General features: G+C 68.5%; 24 protein-coding genes. 4 read left to right on the top strand and 20 right to left on the bottom strand.

From position 1 onward, the window contains the following. Positions 1-9: 9 nt before the first annotated feature. From atpC to prfA, 15 genes are all read right to left on the bottom strand, one after another. Positions 10-444 (bottom strand): ATP synthase F1 subunit epsilon, encoded by a 435-nt coding sequence (gene atpC / locus H9X80_RS03965; RefSeq protein WP_204793052.1) that lies wholly within the window; start codon positions 442-444, stop codon positions 10-12. Between the two features lie 3 nt (positions 445-447). After that, entirely contained in the window at positions 448-1,932 is a 1,485-nt protein-coding gene (gene atpD, locus H9X80_RS03960; RefSeq protein WP_204793051.1) for a F0F1 ATP synthase subunit beta, read from the bottom strand. Beyond that, on the bottom strand, positions 1,932-2,846 hold the full coding sequence (gene atpG, locus H9X80_RS03955; RefSeq protein ID WP_204793050.1) for an ATP synthase F1 subunit gamma: 915 nt from the start codon (positions 2,844-2,846) through the stop codon (positions 1,932-1,934). Before atpG ends, atpD begins: the two co-directional genes overlap by 1 nt. Positions 2,847-2,852: 6 nt before the next feature. Then, entirely contained in the window at positions 2,853-4,508 is a 1,656-nt protein-coding gene (atpA, locus tag H9X80_RS03950; RefSeq protein WP_204793049.1) for a F0F1 ATP synthase subunit alpha, read from the bottom strand. Then, on the bottom strand, positions 4,508-4,987 hold the full coding sequence (locus tag H9X80_RS03945; protein WP_204793048.1) for a F0F1 ATP synthase subunit delta: 480 nt from the start codon (positions 4,985-4,987) through the stop codon (positions 4,508-4,510). Before H9X80_RS03945 ends, atpA begins: the two co-directional genes overlap by 1 nt. Then, positions 4,971-5,588: a F0F1 ATP synthase subunit B gene (gene atpF / locus H9X80_RS03940; protein ID WP_204793047.1), complete on the bottom strand. Its 618-nt coding sequence runs from the start codon at positions 5,586-5,588 to the stop codon at positions 4,971-4,973. Before atpF ends, H9X80_RS03945 begins: the two co-directional genes overlap by 17 nt. A gap of 30 nt (positions 5,589-5,618) precedes the next feature. Beyond that, positions 5,619-5,822: an ATP synthase F0 subunit C gene (gene atpE, locus H9X80_RS03935; protein WP_075278954.1), complete on the bottom strand. Its 204-nt coding sequence runs from the start codon at positions 5,820-5,822 to the stop codon at positions 5,619-5,621. Between the two features lie 100 nt (positions 5,823-5,922). After that, on the bottom strand, positions 5,923-6,732 hold the full coding sequence (gene atpB / locus H9X80_RS03930) for a F0F1 ATP synthase subunit A (RefSeq protein WP_342590864.1): 810 nt from the start codon (positions 6,730-6,732) through the stop codon (positions 5,923-5,925). A gap of 14 nt (positions 6,733-6,746) precedes the next feature. Next, entirely contained in the window at positions 6,747-7,043 is a 297-nt protein-coding gene (locus H9X80_RS03925; protein WP_204793045.1) for a hypothetical protein, read from the bottom strand. Positions 7,044-7,232: 189 nt separating this feature from the next. Continuing rightward, positions 7,233-7,880: a uracil phosphoribosyltransferase gene (gene upp, locus H9X80_RS03920; RefSeq protein WP_204793044.1), complete on the bottom strand. Its 648-nt coding sequence runs from the start codon at positions 7,878-7,880 to the stop codon at positions 7,233-7,235. Positions 7,881-7,964: 84 nt separating this feature from the next. Further along, a complete protein-coding gene (gene glyA, locus H9X80_RS03915; protein ID WP_204793043.1) occupies positions 7,965-9,218 on the bottom strand; it encodes a serine hydroxymethyltransferase in 1,254 nt (417 codons plus the stop codon). A gap of 62 nt (positions 9,219-9,280) precedes the next feature. Continuing rightward, positions 9,281-9,754 carry a ribose 5-phosphate isomerase B gene (gene rpiB, locus H9X80_RS03910; RefSeq protein ID WP_204793042.1) on the bottom strand — a complete coding sequence of 158 codons (474 nt, stop codon included), beginning with the start codon at positions 9,752-9,754 and terminating at the stop codon, positions 9,281-9,283. Positions 9,755-9,856: 102 nt separating this feature from the next. Further along, complete coding sequence (locus tag H9X80_RS03905) at positions 9,857-10,504, bottom strand: L-threonylcarbamoyladenylate synthase (RefSeq protein ID WP_204793041.1); 648 nt, start codon at positions 10,502-10,504, stop codon at positions 9,857-9,859. A 2-nt stretch (positions 10,505-10,506) separates the two neighbouring features. Further along, positions 10,507-11,502, bottom strand: a complete 996-nt coding sequence (locus tag H9X80_RS03900) for a HemK family protein methyltransferase (RefSeq protein ID WP_204793040.1) — start codon at positions 11,500-11,502, stop codon at positions 10,507-10,509. A gap of 2 nt (positions 11,503-11,504) precedes the next feature. Beyond that, positions 11,505-12,569: a peptide chain release factor 1 gene (gene prfA / locus H9X80_RS03895; protein ID WP_204793039.1), complete on the bottom strand. Its 1,065-nt coding sequence runs from the start codon at positions 12,567-12,569 to the stop codon at positions 11,505-11,507. Between the two features lie 302 nt (positions 12,570-12,871). On the opposite strand from prfA, the gene H9X80_RS03890 reads away from it, so the two are divergent. Further along, complete coding sequence (locus tag H9X80_RS03890) at positions 12,872-14,407, top strand: hypothetical protein (protein WP_204793038.1); 1,536 nt, start codon at positions 12,872-12,874, stop codon at positions 14,405-14,407. Positions 14,408-14,907: 500 nt separating this feature from the next. Here H9X80_RS03890 and rpmE read toward each other — a convergent pair whose 3' ends face one another. Next, positions 14,908-15,330 carry a 50S ribosomal protein L31 gene (rpmE, locus tag H9X80_RS03885; protein ID WP_204793037.1) on the bottom strand — a complete coding sequence of 141 codons (423 nt, stop codon included), beginning with the start codon at positions 15,328-15,330 and terminating at the stop codon, positions 14,908-14,910. 556 nt (positions 15,331-15,886) lie between these two features. Here rpmE and H9X80_RS03880 point away from each other — a divergent pair. Then, a complete protein-coding gene (locus H9X80_RS03880) occupies positions 15,887-16,666 on the top strand; it encodes a type III pantothenate kinase (protein WP_204793036.1) in 780 nt (259 codons plus the stop codon). Between the two features lie 165 nt (positions 16,667-16,831). Here the strand turns inward: H9X80_RS03880 and H9X80_RS03875 are convergent, their stop codons facing one another. The 3 genes from H9X80_RS03875 to H9X80_RS03865 form a co-directional block, all read right to left on the bottom strand. Next, on the bottom strand, positions 16,832-17,377 hold the full coding sequence (locus H9X80_RS03875; protein WP_204793035.1) for a hypothetical protein: 546 nt from the start codon (positions 17,375-17,377) through the stop codon (positions 16,832-16,834). Next, entirely contained in the window at positions 17,368-18,858 is a 1,491-nt protein-coding gene (folP, locus tag H9X80_RS03870; RefSeq protein ID WP_204793034.1) for a dihydropteroate synthase, read from the bottom strand. Before folP ends, H9X80_RS03875 begins: the two co-directional genes overlap by 10 nt. A 73-nt stretch (positions 18,859-18,931) precedes the next feature. After that, positions 18,932-19,669, bottom strand: a complete 738-nt coding sequence (locus tag H9X80_RS03865) for an NAD-dependent protein deacylase (protein WP_204793033.1) — start codon at positions 19,667-19,669, stop codon at positions 18,932-18,934. Between the two features lie 161 nt (positions 19,670-19,830). Between H9X80_RS03865 and H9X80_RS03860 the strand changes: the two genes are divergently transcribed. Together H9X80_RS03860 and H9X80_RS03855 are read left to right on the top strand one after the other, a co-directional pair. Then, positions 19,831-20,787, top strand: a complete 957-nt coding sequence (locus H9X80_RS03860; protein WP_204793032.1) for a patatin-like phospholipase family protein — start codon at positions 19,831-19,833, stop codon at positions 20,785-20,787. 82 nt (positions 20,788-20,869) lie between these two features. After that, positions 20,870-21,649 (top strand): exodeoxyribonuclease III, encoded by a 780-nt coding sequence (locus tag H9X80_RS03855; RefSeq protein WP_204793031.1) that lies wholly within the window; start codon positions 20,870-20,872, stop codon positions 21,647-21,649. A gap of 32 nt (positions 21,650-21,681) precedes the next feature. Here H9X80_RS03855 and H9X80_RS03850 read toward each other — a convergent pair whose 3' ends face one another. Then, entirely contained in the window at positions 21,682-22,515 is an 834-nt protein-coding gene (locus H9X80_RS03850) for a phosphatase (protein WP_204793030.1), read from the bottom strand. Between the last annotated feature and the right edge of the window lie 20 nt (positions 22,516-22,535).

Genomic DNA, 22,535 nt, shown 5'->3' with positions numbered 1-22,535 from the left:
ACCTCCGTCTTAACGGGAAGTCGCGGACGCGCTCCCCAATGCCTGCCTCAGCAGAAGATTACACCACTTGATCTTCTTCTCGAAATAGGCCGACCGGTAGTCCCCCTCAGCGATCTTGTCGAGCTCGTCGATGGCCTCGTCACGCGTGCGGCGCACGGTCTCGGGGTCGATGTCGTCGACGCGGCGGGCGTGGTCGGCCAGGATGATGACGCCGTCGTTGTCAATCTCGGCATAGCCGCCGGAGACGACCACGTCAAACTCCGCGCCACCGTCCTCGGGACGCTGGCGGATGCGCACCACGCCGTCACCAAGGGCCACGATCTCCGGCGCGTGGCCGGGCCAGACCCCGAGCTCGCCCGCATAGGTGACGAGCACGAGGTTGGCGACCGGCCCCTCGTAGAGGAGCCGGTCGGGTCGCACGAACTGGCAGTTGAGCTGCGCCATGGGCTACTCCTCCGCCGCCTTGCTCGCCTGCATCTCGTGGGCGCGACGACGCACGTCCTCGATGGTGCCGGCATAGCGGAAGGCCTGCTCGGGGAGGTCGTCGCACTTGCCGTCGACGATCTCGGCGAAGCTGCGGACCGTGTCCTCCACGGTGACGTAGACGCCGGGGTTGCCCGTGAACTTCTCGGCAACGTGGAAGGACTGCGAGAGGAACTGCTGAATCTTGCGGGCGCGCGCCACGACGCGCTGCTGCTCCTCGGAGAGCTCGTCCATGCCGAGGATGGCGATGATGTCCTGGAGGTCGGAGTACTCCTGGAGGGTCTCCTGGACGGCCATGGCCACGCGGTAGTGCTCCTCGCCCACAATCGAGGGGTCAAGGGCGGAGCTGGAGCTCGCCAGCGGGTCGACGGCCGGGTAGATGCCGAGGTCGGTGATGGAGCGGGACAGGACCGTGGTGGCGTCGAGGTGCGTGAACGTGGTGGCCGGCGCCGGGTCCGTGAGGTCGTCCGCGGGCACGTAGACGGCCTGGACCGAGGTGATCGACCCCTCCTTGGTGGAGGTGATGCGCTCCTGCAGCTCGCCCATCTCGGTGGCCAGCGTTGGCTGGTAGCCGACGGCGGAGGGCATGCGGCCGAGAAGGGCCGAGACCTCGGAGCCCGCCTGGGAGAAGCGGAAGATGTTGTCGATGAACAGCAGCACGTCCTGGCCCTGGTCACGGAAGTACTCCGCGGTGGTCAGGCCGGCCAGGGCGACGCGCATACGGGCTCCTGGCGGCTCGTTCATCTGCCCGTAGACCAGGCAGGTCTTGTCGATGACGCCAGACTCGGTCATCTCGAGGTAGAGGTCGGTGCCCTCGCGGGTGCGCTCGCCGACGCCGGTGAAGACCGAGGTGCCGCCGTGCTGCTGGGCGAGGTTGTTGATGAGCTCCTGGATGAGGACCGTCTTGCCGACGCCTGCGCCGCCGAAGAGGCCGGTCTTGCCGCCGCGGACGTAGGGCTCCAGGAGGTCGATGGCCTTGATGCCCGTCTCGAAGATCTCCGTGGTGGTGGTCAGCTCGTCAAAGGCGGGCGCCGGGTGGTGGATCGGGTAGTACTGCACGTCGTCCGGCATGGGCTTGCCGTCGACGGGCTGGCCCATGACGTTCCAGACGCGGCCGAGGGTGGAGGGGCCGACCGGCATCATCATGGGGTGGCCGGTGTCGCGCACCTTAAGGCCGCGCGTGAGGCCGTCGGTGGACGACATGGCGACGGTGCGCACCGTGCCGCCAGGCAGCTGCGACTCCACCTCGAGGATGGTACTCACGTGGCCGACCGGCGTGTCGCCCTCGACGACGAGCGCGGTGTAGATGCCGGGGACCTGGCCGTCGAACTTGACATCGACGACCGGGCCGACGACGCGCACGACCGTGCCGATGCCGACGGTCCGGTTGAGCTTGTGATACGCGGCCTCCTCGAGGGCGGTTCGCGTCTCGTGGTTCTTCTCTGCCATCAGTTGTCCTCCAATGCGGACGCGCCGCCGATGATCTCGTTGAGCTCGGTGGTGATGGAGCCCTGGCGAACGCGGTTGAACGTGCGCTCAAGCGTGCCCAGGACCTCACGGGCGTTGTCGGTCGCGGACTGCATGGCACGGCGGCGTGCGCCGTGCTCCGCGGCAGCCGAGTCGAGCAGCGCGTGGAAGATGACCGTCCTGAAGTAGGCCGGCATAAGGTGCCCCAGGACCTCCTCGGCCGAGGGGTCGAAGGCGAAGTCGGTGTAGGCGGGGCCCTTCACCTGGGAGAGCGCCTCGGGGTCGCGCGGCTTGTTGGGCATCGTGAGCTGCTCTCGCGTGATGGGGAGCAACTGCTCGACGACCTGGGTCTGCTCGACGCGGTTCTTGGCGTGCCAGTAGTAGAGCACCACGCGGTCGATCTCGCCGGAGACATAGCCCCGCATGACGTAGGACGCGATGCGGTCGGCCTGGTCCTGGTTGGGCTCGGACGAGATGCCGACGAACGACATCACCGGCGCGATCTTGCGGTAGGTGAAGTACTCCGTGGGCTTGCGGCCGCAGGTGATGACCGAGGAGTTGACGCCCCTGGCGTGCAGGCGACGCATCTCCGCCTCGACCGCGCGCTGCTGGACGATGTTGAAGCCGCCCGCCAGGCCGCGGTCAGACGCGACGAGGATGAACAGGACGTGCCTCTCCTCGGGGTGGCGCGCCAGCAGCGGCTGCGACGAGTCGAAGCTCGCGCCGGCCACGTTGGCGAGCATGCGCGTGATGGCGTCCTTGTAGGGCTCCGCCTCCTCCGCGCGCTCGAGGGCCCTGCGGATCCGCGCCGTGGAGACCATCTCCATCGTGCGCGTGATCTGCATGGTGCTCCTGATCGAGCTCATGCGCCGCTGTATTTCGCGAAGGTTCGCCATCGCGCGCTACTCCCCCTGCTTCAGCGGGTCGTGGCCGCCGTCGGGCGAGACCGTCTGCTCGGCGTTCTCCTCGACGTCCTCGGCCTTGCGGCGGTTGGGGTACTCCTTGAGGAACTCCTTCTTGTAGCGCGCGATGCGGGCGCGCAGGCGCGCGGAGAGCGCATCGTCGAGCTTGCCACCGAGCACGGACCGACGGAGCTTCGGGCAGCGCTCGGACATGTACTTGGCCAGGCCGTCGCGGAACAGCGTGACGTGGTCGAGATCGATGTCGTCGAGGAGGTCCTCCTTGGCGGCGAAGATCGCGATGATCTGGTCGCAGACGTCAAGCGCCGAGAAGCGCTTCTGCTTGAGCAGCTCCATCATGTGGGCGCCGTGGTTGAGCTGGTACTGCGTGGTGGCGTCGAGGTCGGAGCCGAACTGCGAGAAGGCCTGCTTCTCGCGGTAGGAGGCAAGGTCGAGCCTCAGCGTGCCCACGACCTGCTTCATGGCCGGCACCTGCGCAGCGCCGCCTACGCGGCTGACCGAGATGCCCACGTCCACTGCCGGGCGCTGGCCCTGGAAGAAGAGGTTGGACTGCAGGTAGATCTGGCCGTCGGTGATCGAGATCACGTTGGTGGGGATGTAGGCGGAGACGTCGCCCTCCTGCGTCTCGATGATCGGGAGCGCCGTGAGCGAGCCGCCGCCGTTGGCGTCGGAGAGCTTGCAGGCGCGCTCGAGCAGGCGCGAGTGCAGGTAGAAGATGTCGCCCGGGTAGGCCTCGCGTCCAGGCGGACGGTGCAGCGTCAGCGACATCTGACGGTAGGCTACGGCCTGCTTGGAGAGGTCGTCGTAGACCACGAGGGCGTGGCCGCCGGGGTGCTCGGCGTCGGCCGGGTTGCCGTGCTCGTCGTTGTACATGAAGTACTCGCCGATCGCGGCGCCCGACATCGGGGCGATGTACTGCATGGCCGCGGAGTCGGCCGCCGGGGCGGCCACGATGACTGTCTTGTCCAGGACGCCGTGCTGGCGCAGGGACTCGCGCACCGCGGCGACCGTGGAGGCCTTCTGGCCGATGGCCACGTAGATGCAGACCATGTCCGTGTCGCGCTGGTTGACGATGGCGTCGACGGCGATGGCGGTCTTGCCGGTCTTACGGTCGCCGATGATGAGCTCGCGCTGGCCGCGGCCGATGGGCACCATCGCGTCGATGGCGAGAAGGCCCGTCTGCACGGGCTCGCACACCGGCTGGCGCTCCATGATGCCGGGGGCCTTGAACTCGACGGGGCGTCGGTGGGTGGTGTTGATGGGTCCGAGGCCGTCGATGGGCTGGCCGAGCGGGTTCACCACGCGGCCGAGCATGGCGTGCCCAACCGGGATGTCCATGACGCGACCGGTGGTGCGGCACTCGTCGCCTTCCTTGATGTCCTCGACCTCGCCGAAGAGCACGGCGCCCACGTCGTCCTCGTCAAGGTTCTGCACGAGACCGTAGACGTCGCGGCCGGTGGCCGAGCTGGTGAACTTGAGCAGCTCGCCGGACATGGCGCTCTTGAGGCCAGAGACGCGCGCGATGCCGTCGGCCACCTCGGTGACAACCGAGGCCTCCTGGCGGTCGACCGTCGCGTTGATCTGCGCGAGCTCCTCGCGCAGCGTGCTCATGATCTTCTCGGAGCTAATGCTTTCCATTAATGTTCCTCGCCTTCGATGAAGGTAGACGAGAGGGTCTTGCGAATGTTGGCGAGCTGCGCGCGCACGGAGGCGTCGTAGCGCTTGCCGCGTACCTCGAGCATGATGCCGCCGATGATGGACGGATCAACGCGCTCGACCAGGTAGACCGGGGCGTTGAGGTCCTTCTCGGCCTTTGCCCGGACCTTTGCGCGCAGGTCGTCGTCAAGGGGGACGGCGGTGGTCACGGTCACGGAGACCGTGGTGTCCTGCGCGTCGAGAAGCTCCTTGTAGTGCTTGGCGACCTGCTCGATGAGGCCAAGGTCGTCCTCGCGCTGCATGGCGGCAAGGGTCTCGAGGACCTCGGGCGAGAACTTCTTGGCGTGCTGCCACTGCACGAGGTCGGAGTTGGCCCTCCCCTCGGAGCGGGCGGCCTCGAGGAGCGCCCGGGTGTACGCCTCGATCTTCTCGGCGTTGCCGCGCCTACTTGTCGTCGACATCGGGGGCTCCCACTTCCGCGAGGTACTTCTCGGCGAGCTTGCGCTGCTCTTCCTCGGAGAGGTCGTTGCCGATGATCTTGCTCGCGATCTCCACGGAGAGGTCCACGACGGAGCTGGAGAGCTCAATCATGGCCTTGTGGCGCTCGGAGTCGACGGCGCCGTGCGCCTTTGCGATGATGTCGGCGGCCTCGCGCTGGGCCTTGGCGAGCACCTCGGAGCGGACCTCCTCGGCCTCCTTCTTTGCCTTGGCGACGATGGCCTCCGCCTCGTGGTGCGCCTCGAGGATCTTGCCCTCGTAGCTCTTCGCCTCCTGGGCTGCCTCGAGCTTGGAGCGCTCGGCGGCGTCGAGGTCGTCCTGGATCTTGGCCTGGCGCTTCTCCATCATGGACAGGACCTGCGGCCACACGAGCTTGGCCAGCACCGCCCAGATGATGAGGAAGGCGATGAGCGCGGGGATGAACTCGGCGGGCTTGGGCAGGAGGATGTCCGCGCCGACCGCGGACTCCTCGGCAAGCGCCACCGTGGGCAGGGAGCAGACGGACGCCGCAGCGACGCCAAACGCCCCCAGACCGGCCGCGAGCCTTCTCGAAGTTTTCTTCATGCTTGCCTCCAACTTGCCTCCTGCGACAGCCTACTTGACGATGAGGCTGACGACGAAGCCGATGAGGGCGAGGGCCTCGACGAAGGCCGAGCCCAGGATGAAGACCGTGAACAGACGGCCCTGGACCTCGGGCTGGCGAGCCATGCCCTGAGCGACGCCACTAGCAGCGAGACCAATGCCGATACCAGCGCCGATAACGCCAAGACCGTAACCAACGACACCGAGAGCTCCCACTGTTCCTCCTTTGTCATTCGCCCGTCCTTGTAGCTGGGCGAGTTTCAAACCAAACTGCTATGCACTGCGGGCCGGGCCCGCGGGTTGCCAAGGGGCGCGCCTACTCCTCGTCGGACTCTGCGATCTGGATGTAGACGGCGGTGAGCAGGGCAAAGACGTACGCCTGGATGGCGGCGACCATAATCTCGACCACGTAGATGACGAGCAGGATGCCGACCCATAGCACCGAGGCGCCCGCCTGGACGGCCGTGGCCGCGGAGAACGCCTGGACCATCGGCTCGAAGAAGAGCGAGGCGAGAATGGCGAACGTGCCCATGACGACGTGGCCGGCGAAGAGGTTGCAGAAGAGTCGCACGGCCAGCGTGATGAGGCGCAGGATCGTGGAGAAGACCTCGATGAGCCACACGAGGGCGTTGAGCGGGAAGGCAACGCCGGCCGGCGCGAGGCTCTTGGCGTAGCCGAGCGCGCCGTGCTTCTTGACGCCGCACGCGATGAAGTAGACGAACGAGCAGATGGCCAGAGCCGCGGTGGTAGAGATGGTGCCGGTGCCCGGCTTGCAGCCCGGGATGATGCCCACGAGGTTGTTGGCGAGCACCACCAGGAAGAGGGACGCGATGAACGGGAAGTGGCGCTTCCAGGAGTCCCCGAGCAGTCCCTTGCACATGTCGTCACGGACGAACTCGACGAGGAACTCCATGCCGTTGACGAAGAAGCCCCGCGGGACGAGGCTCTGTGCCTGGCGCTTCTTGAAGACGAAGAGCACCACGAGCATCAGCACGACGGCCACGGCAAACCAGAACGAGTACTGCGTGAAGCCGACGGTGTCCAGGTTCCCAACGATGGGCTGCGAGGTGAAGCTGCTGACGAGCTCGTTTACCTCATCGCCTAGGCTGTCCAACGGATTGCCCACGCTACGTCCTCCCCTCAAGCCCGTGGCCCGCCGTTGGCGGCCCGCCAGGCCCTTACCGCCTCGACCGCCCAGAAGAGCAGGAAGAGAGCGACCATCGAACATGCAAAGGCGAGAAAGACGTCCTCGGCGAGGGCGTACGCCACGGCCAGGGCCAGAAGCAGCGCCAGGTACGAGACCATGACGCTCGCGATCCCGGCGGCGACGCTCACCTTTGCGCCCCTTTTGAGCGCCCGCTCAAAGAGGACGGCGGCGGGAACGCAGCCCGCCACGCCGACGAGACCACCGACGATAAGTGCGGCCGGAAGACCCATCGGCACCCTCCCTGAGAGGATTTCAAAAGTACGAGTAGTCTAGCCCTCCCGCCGAAATCGTCAAGGGGTCTGTCATGGTGCGAATGCATTTCGTCACAAACATTTACGACGGCAGACCGGCCCCGCGCACGCGATGGCGCGGGGCCGGCACAAGGTTCTTCTCGCCATGAAAGACGCAGCTAGATGGCGCTACTTGGTGCCGTAGATGCGGTCGCCGGCGTCGCCGAGGCCCGGCAGGATGTAGGCGTGCTCGTTCAGGCAGCGGTCGAGCGCGCAGGTGTAGAGGCGGACGTCAGGGTCGAAGTCCAGCACGGCGCGCACGCCCTCGGGCGCCGAGACGAGCGTGAGGGCGCGGACGTCCTTCACGCCCGCCTCCCGCAGGAACTGGATGGCGGCGGTGAGCGAGCCGCCCGTGGCGAGCATCGGGTCCACGATCAGGCAGGTGCGGTTCTCGATGTCGTCCGGGAACTTGCAGTAGTACTGGTGCGGCTCGTGGGTCACGGGGTCGCGGTACATCCCCACGTGCCCCACGCGCGCCGAGGGGACGAGCTCGAGGATGCCGTCGACCATGCCGAGGCCCGCGCGCAGGATCGGGATGATCGCAACCTTCTTGCCCGCGAGGCGCTTGCAGGTGGTAGTCTCCAGCGGGGTCTCCACCTCGACGTCCTCGAGCGGGAAGTCGCGCATGGCCTCGTAGCCCTCGAAGATGGCGAGCTCTGTCACGAGCTCGCGGAACTGCTTGGTGCCCGTGCTCTTGTCGCGCAGGATGTGGAGCTTGTGCCGCACGAGCGGGTGGTCGATGACGGTGAAGCGCTGCGGGTCGAACTGGTCTGCCATAGGGGCTCCTTCGGTCTCGTCGGACGTTGGCGTGCGGGGCGTGACAGGGGGACAGGGCGGTGACAACTCCTCCGTCCCCCTGGCTCACAGCTCGGGGTAGAGGGGGTGGGCCTGGAGCATCTCGCGGACCTCGGCGGCCACGCGCTCGGAGACCGCGCTCTTGCCGAGGGAGCCCACGACCTCGCCGATCAGCTGGCCCACGCGCTCGCACTCCTGCTCGGTGAAGCCGCGCGTGGTGACGGCCGCGGACCCCACGCGGATGCCGCTCGTGACAAAGGGGGAACGCGTCTCACCGGGGATCGTGTTCTTGTTGACAGTGATGCCCACCTCGTCGAGGGCGCGCTCGGCGTCCCTGCCCGTGACGTCGCCCGCCGGCGTGAGGTCGACGAGCAGCAGGTGGTTGTCGGTGCCGCCGGAGACCAGACGCAGCCCGGCCGCCTCCATGCCCCGGCCGAGCGCCTTCGCGTTGGCGAGGACGGCGTCGGCGTAGGCGGCGAACTCCGGGCGTAGCGCCTCGCCGAAGGCCACGGCCTTGCCGGCGATGACGTGCTCGAGCGGGCCTCCCTGGCTGCCCGGGAAGACCGCCGAGTCGAGCTTCTTGGCGAGCGCGTCGTCGTTCGAGAGGATGAGCCCGCCACGCGGGCCGCGCAGGGTCTTGTGCGTGGTGGAGGTGACCACGTCCGCGCAGGGGACCGGGCTCGGGTGGCGCCCGGTGGCCACGAGACCGGCGATGTGGGCCATGTCCACCATGAGGGCCGCGCCCACCGAGTGCGCGATCTCGGCGAAGCGCTCGAAGTCGATGACGCGCGGGTAGGCCGAGGCGCCGGCGATGATCACCTTCGGGCGCTCGCGGCGCGCGAGCTCCTCCACGGCGTCGTAGTCGATCCGCTCGGTCTTCTCGTCAACGCCATAGGAGACCACGTGGTAGAGCCTGCCGGAGAAGTTGGCCGGCGAGCCGTGCGTGAGGTGGCCGCCATTGTCGAGCGCCATGCCCATGATGGTGTCGCCGGGCGTGGCGAGGGCGGAGAGGGCTGCGTAGTTTGCCTGCGCGCCCGAGTGGGGCTGCACGTTGGCGTGGGCGGCGCCGAAGAGGCGGCACGCGCGGTCGCGGGCGAGGTTCTCCACCTCGTCAACGGCCCAGCAGCCGCCGTAGTAGCGCTTGCCGGGCAGGCCCTCGGCGTACTTGTTGGTGAGGGGCGTGCCCACGGCCTCCATCACCGCCAGGGAGACGAAGTTCTCCGAGGCGATGAGTTCGATCGAGGAGCGCTGGCGGCGCAGCTCGTCCTCAACGGCGGAAAAGACCTCGGGGTCGGACGCGCTCAGGTGGTCATAAGTCATGGAACCCCCTCCTTTTTGGCACGACGCCCGCGCGGGGCGGGCGTCGGTCGGGTCTTTGCGGGCTACATCCCAAAGTCGGCGGGGACGCCGGCGAAGTCTGGGTCGTCCTCGCGCATGATCTTCTCGACGCGGCCCGTGTGGCGGCCGCCGGCGAACTCGGTGGTGAGGAAGGTGTCGACGATCGCCTCGTTGTCCATGAGCGAGACGAAGCGCCCCGAGAGGCCGATCACGTTTGCGTTGTTGTGCTCGCGGCAGAGGCGCGCGAACTCGACGGACTGGATGGGCACCGCGCGCACGCCGGGGACCTTGTCGGCCGTCATGGCGATGCCGAGGCCGGTGCCGCAGATGAGCACGCCGCGGTCGGCCTTGCCGGAGGCCACCAGGCGCGCGACCTTGTCGGCGAAGTCGGGGTAGTCGCAGCGGGCGTCCGTGGCGGGGCCGCAGTCAACGACCTCGTGGCCCAGCGAGCGCAGGTGCTCGATGATCGGGGCCTTCTGCAGGAATCCGGCGTGGTCGGAGCCGATGGCGATGCGCATGGGGTCTCCCCTCGTTGGTGGCGGGTGGTTCCTGTCTAGGGTACCACGCGCGACGAGGCGGCACGCCGGGTCGGCAGGCGGGCGGACGGGCGGCGCGCGCCGTCAGCCACGCACGGCGAGAAGAACCTCGGCCTCCGTGAGGGCGCCGGCGCGCAGGACGCGCGGGGCCTCGCCCGTGGCGTCGACGATGGTGGAGGCCACGCCCACCGGCGCGGGGCCGGCGTCGAGCACGAGGTCGGCCGCCGCCACGATGCCGGGCTCCACGCCGTGGCCCGAGGTGGCCGCCGGCGCGCCGTGGGTGTTGGCGCTCGTCTGGGCGAGCGGCGTCCCGAGGGCGCGCACGATCTGGCGGCAGAGCTTCGAGCCCGGCACGCGCAGGGCGATGGTGGGGCCGTCCGGGCCGGGCTGGGCGTACTCGGGCGGCACGGCGGCCGAGGCCCGCACCACGAGGGTCAGGGCGCCGGGCCAGAGGGCGTCGGCCAGGCGGCGGGCCCAGGCGGGGACGCCCTCGCCGTAGACGGTGAGGTCGAGCGCGTCCGCCACGAACCACGGGAGGGTCTGCGTGCGCTCGCGGCGCTTGATGTCGAAGATGCGGCCGTGGGCGGGGTTTTGGGGCGTGGCCGCGCAGGCAAGCCCGTAGACGGAGTCCGTGGGCAGCACGAGCACGCCGCCCGAGCGGGCCACCTCCGCGGCGCGCGCCACGACCTCCGGGTCCGGCGCAGCCTGGCTGACGGTAAGAACGGCTCCCATGGCTAGGCCTCCCTCACGGCGACGAGCACGCGCGGACGGTGCGTGAGGTCCTCGCGCACCTCCACGGACGCCCACCCGCCCTGGGCGCGCACGAGCTCGGCCGCCTGGTCGAGCGACTCCTCGAAGAGCTCCACGGCGAGTATGCCGCCCGGCGCGAGCGCCCGCGGGGCAAGCTCTAGCAGCCGGCGGAACACGTCGAGCCCGTCGGCCCCGCCGTCAAGGGCGAGCGCGGGCTCGTGGTCTCTGACCTCGGCGGGAACCTCGCTCTGCAGGACGGCCGTGGGAATGTAGGGCGGGTTTGAGACAAGAACCGAGAAGGACCCCATGAGCTCGGGATCCACGCCGGAGGCCAGGTCGCACAGGACCAGGTCCACCCGATCCTCAAGCGAGAGGGCATCGCGGTTGCGCTCCGCGAGCGCGATGGCGCGCTCCGAGAGGTCGGTGGCGGTGACGTGCGTCTCCGGACGCTCCGAGGCTATGGAGAGCGCGATGCAGCCGGTGCCGGTGCCCACCTCGAGCACGCGGACGGGGGCCGGGGGCTCCGCGGCGTCGGGGGCATCCGTGGCGCCCTCTGCGCCGAGGTTCTTCTCGCCGGGGGCCTTCTGGGCGGAGGGTGCGGAGGCCGCTCCCCCGCCGCGTCGCACGAGGGCCGCGTCGACGCCCTCGAGGGCCGCGTCCACGAGGATCTCCGTCTCCGGGCGCGGGATGAGCACGCCCTGCTCGCAGCGCAGCACGATGTGGCGGAAGGGCATCTCGCCGGTCACGTACTGGAGCGGCTCGCCGGCGGCGCGACGCTCGATGGCGGCGTGCATGGCGGCGAGCTCGCCTGCCTCCAACGGCTTGTCGAAGTTGACGTAGAGCTCCACGCGGGAGAGCCCGGTCACGTTGGCGAGCAGCCACTCCGCGGAGAGGCGCGGGTGCTCGTCCCCCTTGCGGCCCAGGTAGCCGCTCGTCCAGTCCAGGACGCGCTTGATGGTCCAGGGCTCGGCCGCGGGCACGGCTACACCGCCTGGGCGAGCTTCTCGGCGCGCTCGGCGGCCGCGAGGGCCTCAATCACGCTGGAGAGCGAGTCCCCCAGCAGCACGCCGTTGTAGGTGGAGTTGAAGCCGATGCGGTGGTCGGTCACGCGGTCCTGCGGCTGGTTGTAGGTGCGGATCTTCTCCGAGCGGTTGCCGTGGCCGATCTGGGAGAGGCGCGCGGCGCCCTGCTCGGCCTGCTGCTTCTCCAGCTCCATCTCGTAGAGGCGGGCACGCAGCATCTGCATGCAGACCTCGCGGTTCTGAATCTGGGAGCGCTGGTCCTGGGACTGCACCACGGTGTTGGTGGGCAGGTGGGTGATGCGCACCGCCGAGTAGGTGGTGTTGACGCACTGTCCGCCGGGGCCGGAGGCGCAGTAGGTGTCGATGCGCAGGTCGCCGGGGTCGATCTGGATATCGATCTCGTCGGCCTCGGGAAGGACGGCCACCGTGGCCGTGGAGGTCTGGATGCGACCCTGGCTCTCGGTCTTGGGCACGCGCTGGACGCGGTGCACGCCGGACTCGTACTTGAGCACGGAGTAGACCTTGTCGCCGGAGACCTTGAACTCGATGGTCTTGAAGCCGCCCGCCTCGCTCGGGGAGGACGAGAGGATCTGGATCTTCCAGCCGCGCCCCTCGCAGAAGCGCTGGTACATCTTGAAGAGGTCGCCCGCGAAGATGGCCGCCTCGTCGCCGCCCACGCCTGCGCGGATCTCGACGATGGTGTCCTTCTCGTCGTTGGGGTCGGCCGGGATGAGCAGGAACTTGATCTCGTCCTCGAGCTCGGGGAGCTTGGCCTCGTTGGCGGAGATGTCCTCCTGGAGCATGGCCTTGTCCTCGGCGTCGGCCTCGTGGAGCATCTCCTTGGCGGCCTCGATGTCGTCGAGCGCCTGGAGGTACTCGCGGGCGCGGGTCACGAGCTCGGCCTGGCTGGCGTGCTCCTTGGCCAGGCGCGCGTACTCCTTGGGATCGGCCAGGACGTCAGGGTCCAGGAGCTTCTTCTCGAGCTCCTCGTAGGCCGCGATGATCTTGCTGAGCTTGTCTCGCATGGGTGTCTCCTTGTGGGTGGCGGCCGCTCGCGGCGGCAGGCAGATAGGTGCGTCGGGCTAGCGCTGTGCGCCGGCGACGCGGCTAGAGCATGTCAAACCTTGGGTACACGGCCCCTCCCACAGTCGGGCGACTACGCGCCTTGCGATGCTTGAACCTTCATATCATACCCCGCGCGCGGCCCTTGGGAGCGAGCGCCCGCCGCTTCACAGAAAAGGGCGCCCAGCCGCCGCGATGAGCCAAAAGGGGACGGGCCCCTTCTGGCTCATGTGCGACACTAGAGGCACCGACAGAAGGAGCATCCATGGCAGACCCCGGGGACGGCGAGAAGAGCAGGCGCGAGGACGCGGCCACCGATGCGCGCGAGGAGGCGCCGACGGAGCGGCTGGCACCGGAGGGGCCGGCAGCCGAGGAGGAGCCCGACGGGCTGGACGCCACCCTCGATGAGCTTGAGCTGGGAGCGGCGCCGGACGTAGGCGCCGGCCCCGCCGCCGACGAGGCGCCCGAGGCGACCGCGCCGCGCCCGACGCCCGCGGAGGCGCCCCGCCCGCCCGAGCAGGAGCCCAGCGGCGTGCGGGCCCGCGTGGCCGCGTTCGGCGCGCTTGTCCGTGGGCATCTCGTGACGAGCGTTCTTCTCGCCGTCATTGCGGTGGCGGCCGCGGCGTTTCTGGCGCTTGCGCTCTCCCACGCGACCGCCGTGCCGGACCAGACGACCATCGAGGCGGACGCTCGCGAGCGGATGGCAGCGCCCGCCTACTCCGGCGGCACCTACGGCGCCGACGACGTGGTGGTGACGCGCGGCGTCGAGGTGCGCTCCGTGTCGCGCTCCGCCACGGCGCCGGAGGGCTCCGAGGCGCGCTTCGGGGCGTCCGGCTACGCGGAGGCGGAGGTCGTGGTCACCTACGGTGGGTCCACGGTGAGCGCCAGCCTGGGCGCCACGCTTGCCTACGCCCAGGTAGACGGTACGTGGGAGGGCATCTCCGGAAGCGATGCCACAACGGGGGCGCTTGCCTGGCACGCCACGACAGGCGTGGACCAGCAGAAGGTGCTCCGCAACGTCCGTCTGGTCCTGAGACGGGCGGACGAGCTCACGGGAAGCGCCGACGGAGGGGCCGATGGCTCGGGGGACGGCGCCGCGCAGGGCGTCAGCCTCGAGGAGATCTACGCCGACTCCGACGTGACCATAGAGAGCGAGTCCTTTGACGAGGACGCGCAGACCGACACGCTGGAGATCACCTGCTCGAGGACGGGGGCGTTCGAGAGCTACGTCTGCCGCATGACCGTCACGTTTTCCTTTGGGCAGTCGAGCGGGCGGTGGGAGATCTCCTCGGTCGAGGTGGCCGACGGCGCGCGCGAGCGTAGCTTCGAGCCGATCATGGGCAGCTGGCAGGGCGCCTTCCAGCGTCAGGACACCGACGGTACCAAGTGCCTGGCCGGGCGCTCGGCGGGGCTGACGATCACCCTGGATTCCAGCTCGACCACCGACGGCGTGACCCGGCTCTCCGGCACGCTGAGCGGTCTTGCCCACTATCACGCCCGCCCCGACGACGACACCGACTCCTGCGACGGTGACACCCCGCTCGAGGCCGTGCCCTTCCAGGCGACGCTCGTGGGCGGCCACAACGACGCGACGGGCAGCGACCTGACCTTCGTGGCGACGCTCCCCGAGGACGTGGGCGGCACCGTAACCCTCACGCTGGGCTTTGGTACCGAGGACGACCCCGGCGCGGTGGTGGCGCTCGTTCAGACCACCTACCCGCACACCGGCTCGATCCTGTTCATCCCCTATGAGGAGACGCTTACCTACACGGACGTCTTCTCCCTCACGCGCGCGGAGTAGCGGCCAACGTCGAGGGCGACGCTGACGGCAAAAAGAACGCGTGGGCTCGGGGCGCCGGCCTGCTTACGGAAATGCAGCCAGTGCGCGCTCGGGGCATCGACGCACTAACGGAAACGCGGTCGGCGCGCTTACGGCTCCGAAGCGCTTACGAAATCGAGGTCAACGTCGGCCGCGACGGTGTAGCTGCTTATGGAATGACGGTTGTTGCGAACTCAAGGTTCTTCTCGCCTGCAACAGCCGGAAAGTCGTAAGCGCAGAACACCTCGGATGTGCGTTGGCCATGTTTCTGTAAGCACAGGCACGACCGCACGACGCATCAACCGTGTTCCCGTAAGCACCTTTGATCGGAACGCCCTCATTTGCCGAGTTTTCGTAAGCGCGCCCGATTCGCGCCGGTCCGCCCGGCCCGCAAGCCCGCACCTGGCCCGACGCACACAAAAGCGCCCCGCGAAGAGCATGCTCCGCGGGGCGCCCCGTCATGCGATGTAGTGCTCTGCGAGCTACTCGGCCTCGGTGGCCTCCGGCTCGGCAGCGGCCTCCTCGGCGGGAGCCTCAGCAGCAGCCTTGGCAGCCTCGGCCTCGGCCTTCTTGGCGTACTCGGCGGCACGCTTGGCCTTCTCAGCAGCCTTGGCCTCCTTGGCGGCCTTCTTGGCAGCGACCTCCTCGGCAGCCTTGGCGGCACGGGCTGCCTTGGCCTCCTCGGCCTTCTTGAGCTGGGCAGCGGCGGCGCCACCGAACTTGTCGGCGAAGCGCTGGACGCGGCCGCCGGTGTCGACGAGCTTCTGCTGGCCGGTGTAGAACGGGTGGCACTTGTCGCAGAGGTCGACCGTGATCTCGCTCTTGGTGGAGCGGGTCTTCCAGGTGTTGCCGCAGGTGCAGCGGACAGTGCACTCCACGTAGTCGGGGTGGATACCTTGCTTCATGGCAGGACTCCTCTTCTTCGGTCCTGGTTTCCGACCAGGACAGGGGTTCGTCTTGGTTCCGACCAAGACACAATAGCCGTATGACTATATCAGAAAGCCTGTGAGACGTCTGTGGAGATTTGCCACGGAGCGCGCGGTGGCAGGCAGCACAGGATGCCGGAGGCATGCCCGACGCGTCGGGAGCGGGCAGGATCGCCCTGGTTTTGCAATTCCCACGTAAGTGTGACAAAGCCTCCTCCGTATTTGCAATTTGGCCGTAAGTGTGACGCGTTTTTGCTCATCATGCGTCCGTTGTCTGTTTTTTATTTCATTTATTATCTATTTTCCTGCAGCTTTCCTCCCCCCGCTACCCAATGGGCCGGGAAAATGCGTCACAGTTATGACCGAATTGCAAATGAGAGTGCCTCATCTTCACACTTACGAGCAAATTGCAAATTTACCCGGGCGCCGTAGCGCCATGAACCGCGGGGCGGAGGGCCGCTCGCCGCCGGTCACCTGGCAGCGACGCAGGGAAATGCGTAGGATGGGCTGCGAGACACAGACCAGGAGGTGCCCCATGTTCCTTGCCATCGACGTCGGCAACACGCAGACCACCCTGGGCCTCTTTGACGAGGCCGGCGCGCTCGCGCGGGGGTGGCGCATGTCGACGGACGCCACGGACACCTCCGACATGCTACACGCGCGCCTCTTCTCGTTCTTCATGAAAGACGGGATGGAGCTCGCCCGCGTGGCCGAGGCCGGGGTGGCCAGTGTGGTGCCCGCGCTCGAGCGGGCGTGGCGCAAGTGCCTGGAGGCGCACCTTGGGCACCGCCCGCTCGTCGTGCGTCCGGGCGAGCCCTACGGCATGGAGATCGCGATGCCCAACCCGCGCCAGGTCGGCGCCGACCGCATCGCCAACGCCATTGCGGCGCGCACCACCTACGGGGCGCCTGTCATCGTGGTTGACTTTGGCACCGCCACGAACATCGACGTGGTCGACGAGCTGGGCCGCTACCGTGGCGGAGCCATCTCTCCCGGCGTCATGCTCTCCGCGGGGGCGCTCGTCTCGCGCGCGGCCCGGCTTGCGAGCGTGCCCATCGAGGCTCCCGAGCACGCCCTCGGCGACACCACCGAGACGGCCATGCAGTCCGGCCTCGTGATTGGTGCGGCCGCCCAGGCCGAGGGCCTCGTGAGCCGCATCAAGGACGAGCTTGGCGCCCCCAACGCCACAGTGGTGGCAACCGGCGGCCTCGCGCGCACGGTAGGGGCGGCAACGAGCCTCTTTGACGCCATCGACCCCGACCTCACCCTGCGTGGCATACGTGAGATCTGGCTCTGGAAGCAAGGTCAGCGGTAGCAGGCGCGGGACGTGCGGGCAGCTCTATGTAAAGTCACGCTTCTCTGGTCGAAAACGTGACGTTGCATAGAGTTGGTCTCGTTAAACTCGTCCAAAGTCACGCTTCTGGGTCGAAAAACGTGACTCCGCGTAGAGCCAGAGCCAGCAAGCCCGGCGAGAAGAACCTCAGCGCGCGGCCCGAAGCTCGGCCTGCTCGGGGGCGATCTCCAGCTCTTGGGCGCCGCCCTCAAGACGCACCGTGGCGCGGCCCCAGACGTCGACGCCCGCAAGCTCGCCGCGCCCGATGACGCGCCCGCCACGCACCACCTCCACAGGTTCCCCCATGCCGAGCAGGGCATCAAAGTAGTCGCCAAGTACGGGTGCGAGCGGACCGGCGGCGGCACCAGCAGACACGGCCGCCGCCCACTCGTCCACGGCATCACAGACCACGCGCTCAAGAGCGGCGGGCTCGGACGGCAGGTCCACCTCACCTGCGGGCTCGAGGTCGCAGGTCACGAAGACGCCCTCGTCGTCGTAGCCGGCTCGGGCGCGGACAAGGACAAGCGGCTCGCCCTCGGCCGAGGTCACGGCGTGCGGCCAGCTCACGCGGCCGCCGAATGCCTGCGCCACCGCGAGGGCAGCCACGAACGGCACGCCCGTCACAAAGCCCATCGGCACGCCGGGACGCAGCGTGACCGTGGCGACCTGAAGGCCCCTCTCGCCTACTCCCATGCGATCTCCCCAAGGTCCGCGGTGACGTGGCCCACGCGCTCGTCGCGCGGGGTCACGGGCACGCCGGCGTGCGCGAGGAAGCGCTCCGGGTCGTGCATGAGGTCCTCCATCGGCACGAGCACGTAGTCGCGCTCGCCGAGGCGCGGGTGCGGCAGGGTGAGACGGCTGCCGGCGTGGCGCTCGCCCTCCACCCACATGAGGTCGCAGTCGATGGTGCGCGGGCCGTTGCCCGGCTTCTTGGCGCCGCGCCCGCCCTTAGCAGAGGCGCCCTTCCCATCCGAGGCGGCCGAGTCCTTAGGCCGGATGCGCCCGAGCTCGTTTTCCACCTCAAGCAGCTTGTCCATGAGCACTAGCGGGTGGAGCTCGGTGCGAATCTCGGCCACGGCGTTGGCCACCGGTGTGGCAATGCCATAGGCGGGCTCGGTCTCGTAGGCGTGGGAGACGCTCACCACGCATGTGAGCGGGATCTCGTCGATGAGCTGGGCGGCACGCGCGAGGTTGGCCACGCGGTTGCCCACGTTAGAGCCCAGGCTCACAAAGCCCTGGCGCGCGTCCTTGTGCGAGACGGCCCAGTAGGCGTTCACGGCCTGGGACACGGACGCAACGTTGTGGACGCGCAGGATGCGGGCACCGTTCTCGATGGCCGAGATGCAGATGCCGGCCGTGGCGGCGTCTCGCGAGACGGCGTCGACCACCCCGGCGACGGCGCCCACGAAGCGCTTGCGCGAGACCGCGCACATGAGCGGGTAGCCCATCGAGGCCATCGAGCGCGTGGCGCGCTGGATGACCACGTCCTCGTCGGCAAACTTGTCAAAGCCGGCGCCCGGGTCCATGCAGATGCGCTCGCGCGACACGCCGGCGCGCATGAGGGTGCGCGCCTGGTCGCCGAGAAACCCCATGACCTGCCGCATGATCGGCGCCTCCTCGGGCAGCGTGAAGCGACGCTGCGAGGTCACGGGGCGCGGCAGGCGGCTGCCCGAGGGGCGCGACTCGTCGAGCGTGACCTGCCGGCGCGGCGTGTGCGTTCCGAGTCCGCCCTGGTTCCAGTGCATGACGACGCAGCCGCAGTCGGTGTCAGCCGCCACCTGGACCATCTCGGGGTCGGTGAAGCCGGAGACGTCGTTGACGATGGCGGCGCCCAGGCGCACGCACATGCGGGCGACGTCGGCATGACGCGTGTCAACGGAGACGACGGCGCCCGCACCCACGAGCTCGCGCACCACCGGCACGATGCGCTCGGCCTCCTCCTTGGAGCTGACCGGCTTGTGGCCGGGCCGTGTGGACTCCCCGCCCACGTCGATGATGTCGGCGCCTTCGTCCAGCATCTCGAGGCCACGCGCGATGGCCGCCTCGTGGTCGAGGTTCTCCCCGCCGTCAGAGAAGGAGTCCGGGGTCACGTTGAGGATCCCCATGATGCGCGGCCGCGTGAGCGAAAGCTCGTGCGCACCGCAGTGCCAGGTCCCGTAGTTCTCTCGTAGCATGGCGTCCTCCCTGAGGCGTGTTCCGTTCGACCATTGTACCCGCCGGGCCGCTGCCGCGAGAACCGGCGCCCGCTCAGAAACTGAAGGCGGCGGCGATGTCGCACGCGCAGACCAGGTCGGCGCCGGAGTCCGCCGGGGTCGAGTCCCGGTTGACAATCACGAGCTCGTCCCCCTGGAAGTAGTTCACGAGCCCGGCGGCGGGGTACACCACAAGTGACGTCCCCCCAATGACCAGCAGGTCAGCCGCCGCTATGGCCTCAACGCTGGCGAGAAGAACCTGCTCGTCGAGCTGCTCGCCGTAGAGCACCACGTCGGGCTTCACGAGGCCGCCGCACTTCTCGCAGTGCGGGACGCCCGCGGTCCGCATGACCCACTCCGCCGGGTAGACGGCGCCGCATTCCTGGCAGACGTTGCGGTGGACCGAGCCGTGGAGCTCGTGGACCGTACACGATCCGGCAGCCTGGTGCAGGCCGTCGATGTTCTGGGTGACCACCGCGGCGAGGTGCCCGGCCGCCTCGAGCTCGGCGAGCTTGACGTGCGCCTGGTTGGGGCGCGCCGTGAGACAGATCATGCGCTCCCGGTAGAAGTCGTAGAACTCCTTCGTGTGGGAGACGAAGAAGCCGTGCGAGAGCATCTCCTCGGGCGGGTACGCGAAGTGCTGGTGATAGAGGCCGTCAGCACTGCGGAAGTCGGGGATGCCGCTGGCCGTGGAGACGCCGGCGCCGCCGAAGAAGACGGCGCTCTTTGCCGCGGCGAAGCGCTCGGCGAGCACGGAAGCGGCATCGGTGGGATCGGTTATCGTGCGTGCCATGTGATGACCTCCTTGTGTGGGGCGGCAAGCGTACCTGACCGCCTGGGCCCATGGTAGCGCCACGTGAAGAATCCGTTTGGGACGGTTCGCCCGGCCTTGGGAGGGGCATAAGAGTCAGGTGTTGTGCACTCTGTGTCGGCACTACCGTCAAAGGAGGTCCCATGGAAGAGCTCTCAAGCAACGTGTTCGACTGCGCCCTCGTGTTCGAGGGGGGCGGATACCGCGGGACCTTCTCCGCGGGCGTCGCAAACGTCCTGCTTGAGCAGGGCATCTACTTTGACTACGTCTGCGGGCTCTCCGCCGGGGCAAGCAACACCGTCAACTACCTCTCGCGCGACCGCTGGCGCGTGGAGCACTCCTTTGTCCTGTCGGGCCGGGCGCGCCGGGCGGTGGGTCTGTCCTCGATTGTGCGCGGCAAGGGCTACTTTGACGCCGACTACATCTACGACCGGGCCGCAAAGGACGGGACCTGGCCCTTCAGGTGGGACACGTTCCGCGCAAACCCCGCACGCCTCTGCATCCAGGCATTCGAGCGCGACACCGGGCGCACCGTGCGCTTTCGCCGCGAGGACATGACCGACCAGCAGCGCCTGATGGACCTCGTCCGGGCGAGCTCGACGCTGCCCGGCATGATGAAGCCACGCCCCGTCGACGGCGTCACGCTCATGGACGGCGGCCTCGGCACGGGCGCCGGCATCCCGGTGGGCATGGCCGAGGAGGACGGCTTCGACCGCTTCCTCTTTGTGGCAACGCGCCCGCGCGGCTACCGCAAGACGGGGCTCTCCCCCAGGGACGAGCGCCTCTACCGGCTGGTCTCGCGGGACTACCCCTACCTCAGGAAGGCCCTGCTCACGCGCTCGGAGCGCTATAACGCGGAGCTCGAGCGCGTGGAGCGCATGGCCGAGGAGGGGCGCTGCCTGATCATCTACCCCGACCAGATGCTCGTGGAGAGCGGGACCGCGGACCCGCGCAAGCAGGCCGAGGAGTACCAGATCGGCCACGAGCAGGCCCAGCGCGAGCTTCCGCGGATCCGGGAGTTCCTCTTTGGCGCGCCGGACGCTGGCCCGACCGGCCCGGTCGACCCGGACGAGGGAACCGGCTACATTACGCTAGGATAGTCACGCCGGGAGCTGCGCCGTCCGCCGACGACGGCCCCAACGGACGCGCCCGGCGGCATCTCGCCCTGTGGAAAGGACCCCCATGTCAGACGCCCGCGAGCTGCGCCTCATCTCCTGGAACGTCAACGGCCTGCGCGCCGTCATGAAGAAGGACCCGAGCTTCGTCGACGTGGTGGAGGCGTGCGACGCGGACGTCTTCGCCGTTCAGGAGACCAAGCTCCAGGAGGGCCAGATCAAGCTCGACCTGCCGGGATACCACCAGACGTGGAGCTACGCCGAGCGCAAGGGGTACTCGGGCACCGCGGTGTTCTCGCGCGAGGAGCCGCTGCGGGTGATTCACGAGATCGGCGCGCCGGAGGCGGACAACGAGGGGCGCGTCTGTGCGCTCGAGTTCCCGAGCTACTGGTTCGTGGACGTCTACACGCCCAACGCACAGAACGAGCTCGCGCGCATCGACACGCGCCTGGCCTGGGACAGCTGCTACCGAGAGTTCCTCTGCGGCCTCGCCGCCGAGAAGCCCGTGGTGACCTGCGGGGACTTCAACGTGGCACACGAGGAGATCGACCTCAAGAACCCGGGCCCCAACCGTGGCAACGCGGGCTTTTCCGACGAGGAGCGCGAGAGCTTCACCCGGCTGCTCGACGCCGGCTTCACCGACACCTTCCGCGCACGCCATCCTGACCTGACCGGCGCCTACAGCTGGTGGAGCTACCGCTTCAACGCGCGCAAGAACAACGCGGGCTGGCGCATCGACTACTTCCTCGTGAGCAACGACATCGCCGACCGCGTGACCGGGGCGTCGATCCTCTCCGAGGTCTACGGCTCGGACCACTGTCCCGTGGAGCTCACGATCAAGCTATAGGGAGCTGCACGGCAGCGCTCTGTCGCCAAAGCTCACTCCCCGAACTCAGGGACCTCCAACCCCGCCCCCGCCATCGCGGCGAGAAACGCTTCGGCCGAGCGCGTGGCGATGAGCTCCTGCGGGAAGCCGATCTCCTCAAGCATGGCCAGGGCCGTCGGCGTGCGACCCACCGCATGGCTCACGTGCGCGTCCGTGTTCACCACGACCTGGCATCCCTGCTCCGCGCACGCCCGGGCGATCTCGCGGCAGCTCGTCCACGTGTGGCCGGAGCCGCCGGTGCCCTCGAGGCTGTGCTCGTTGATCTCTATGAGCTTGCCCCGGCACGCAGCCTCGCCCACCACCTCGCGAACGTCAAACGGGACGCCCGCGCGCCCGGTATGCCCCAGCACGAGCACCTTGGGCTGTGCGAGAGCACCGAGGTACATCTGAGTGGTCTGCTCGATCGTGGCGTCCTTGGCAAAGTCCTTGTAGTGCACGCTCGCGATCACGTAGTCGCAGCTCGACGTAGCACGGTCAAAGAGCGAGCGGGGCGTGCGGTAGCGCGCCCCCGTGATGGTCTCCGTGACCTCGATGTCCTGCCCGAAGAGCCTCCCGTCGAGCGTGCGGATGTCCGCCTCGGCCCCGTGGAGCAGGCGGACGCCCTCCCACGTGCGCGGCCAGATGCCCATGTTGATGAAGTGCTGGTAGTCGCGCAGGTCGGCGTGATGGAGGTCCGTGTTCGGGAAGAGCATGTCAGAGAAGTGGTCCGTCACGCCCAGGAGCTCCAGCCCCGCCTCGTGCGCGGCGAGCACGTTCTCCCGCAGCGTCGAGTACGCATGGCGCGAGTAGAGCGTGTGCGTGTGCACGTCACAGCGGTTCTGCAGCATGTGAGTCCTCCGCCCCGCTT

It is taken from the genome of Olsenella profusa (assembly GCF_016900315.1).
Taxonomy (GTDB): domain Bacteria; phylum Actinomycetota; class Coriobacteriia; order Coriobacteriales; family Atopobiaceae; genus Thermophilibacter; species Thermophilibacter profusus_A.
This window is presented reverse-complemented; position numbering and strand designations above follow the sequence as displayed.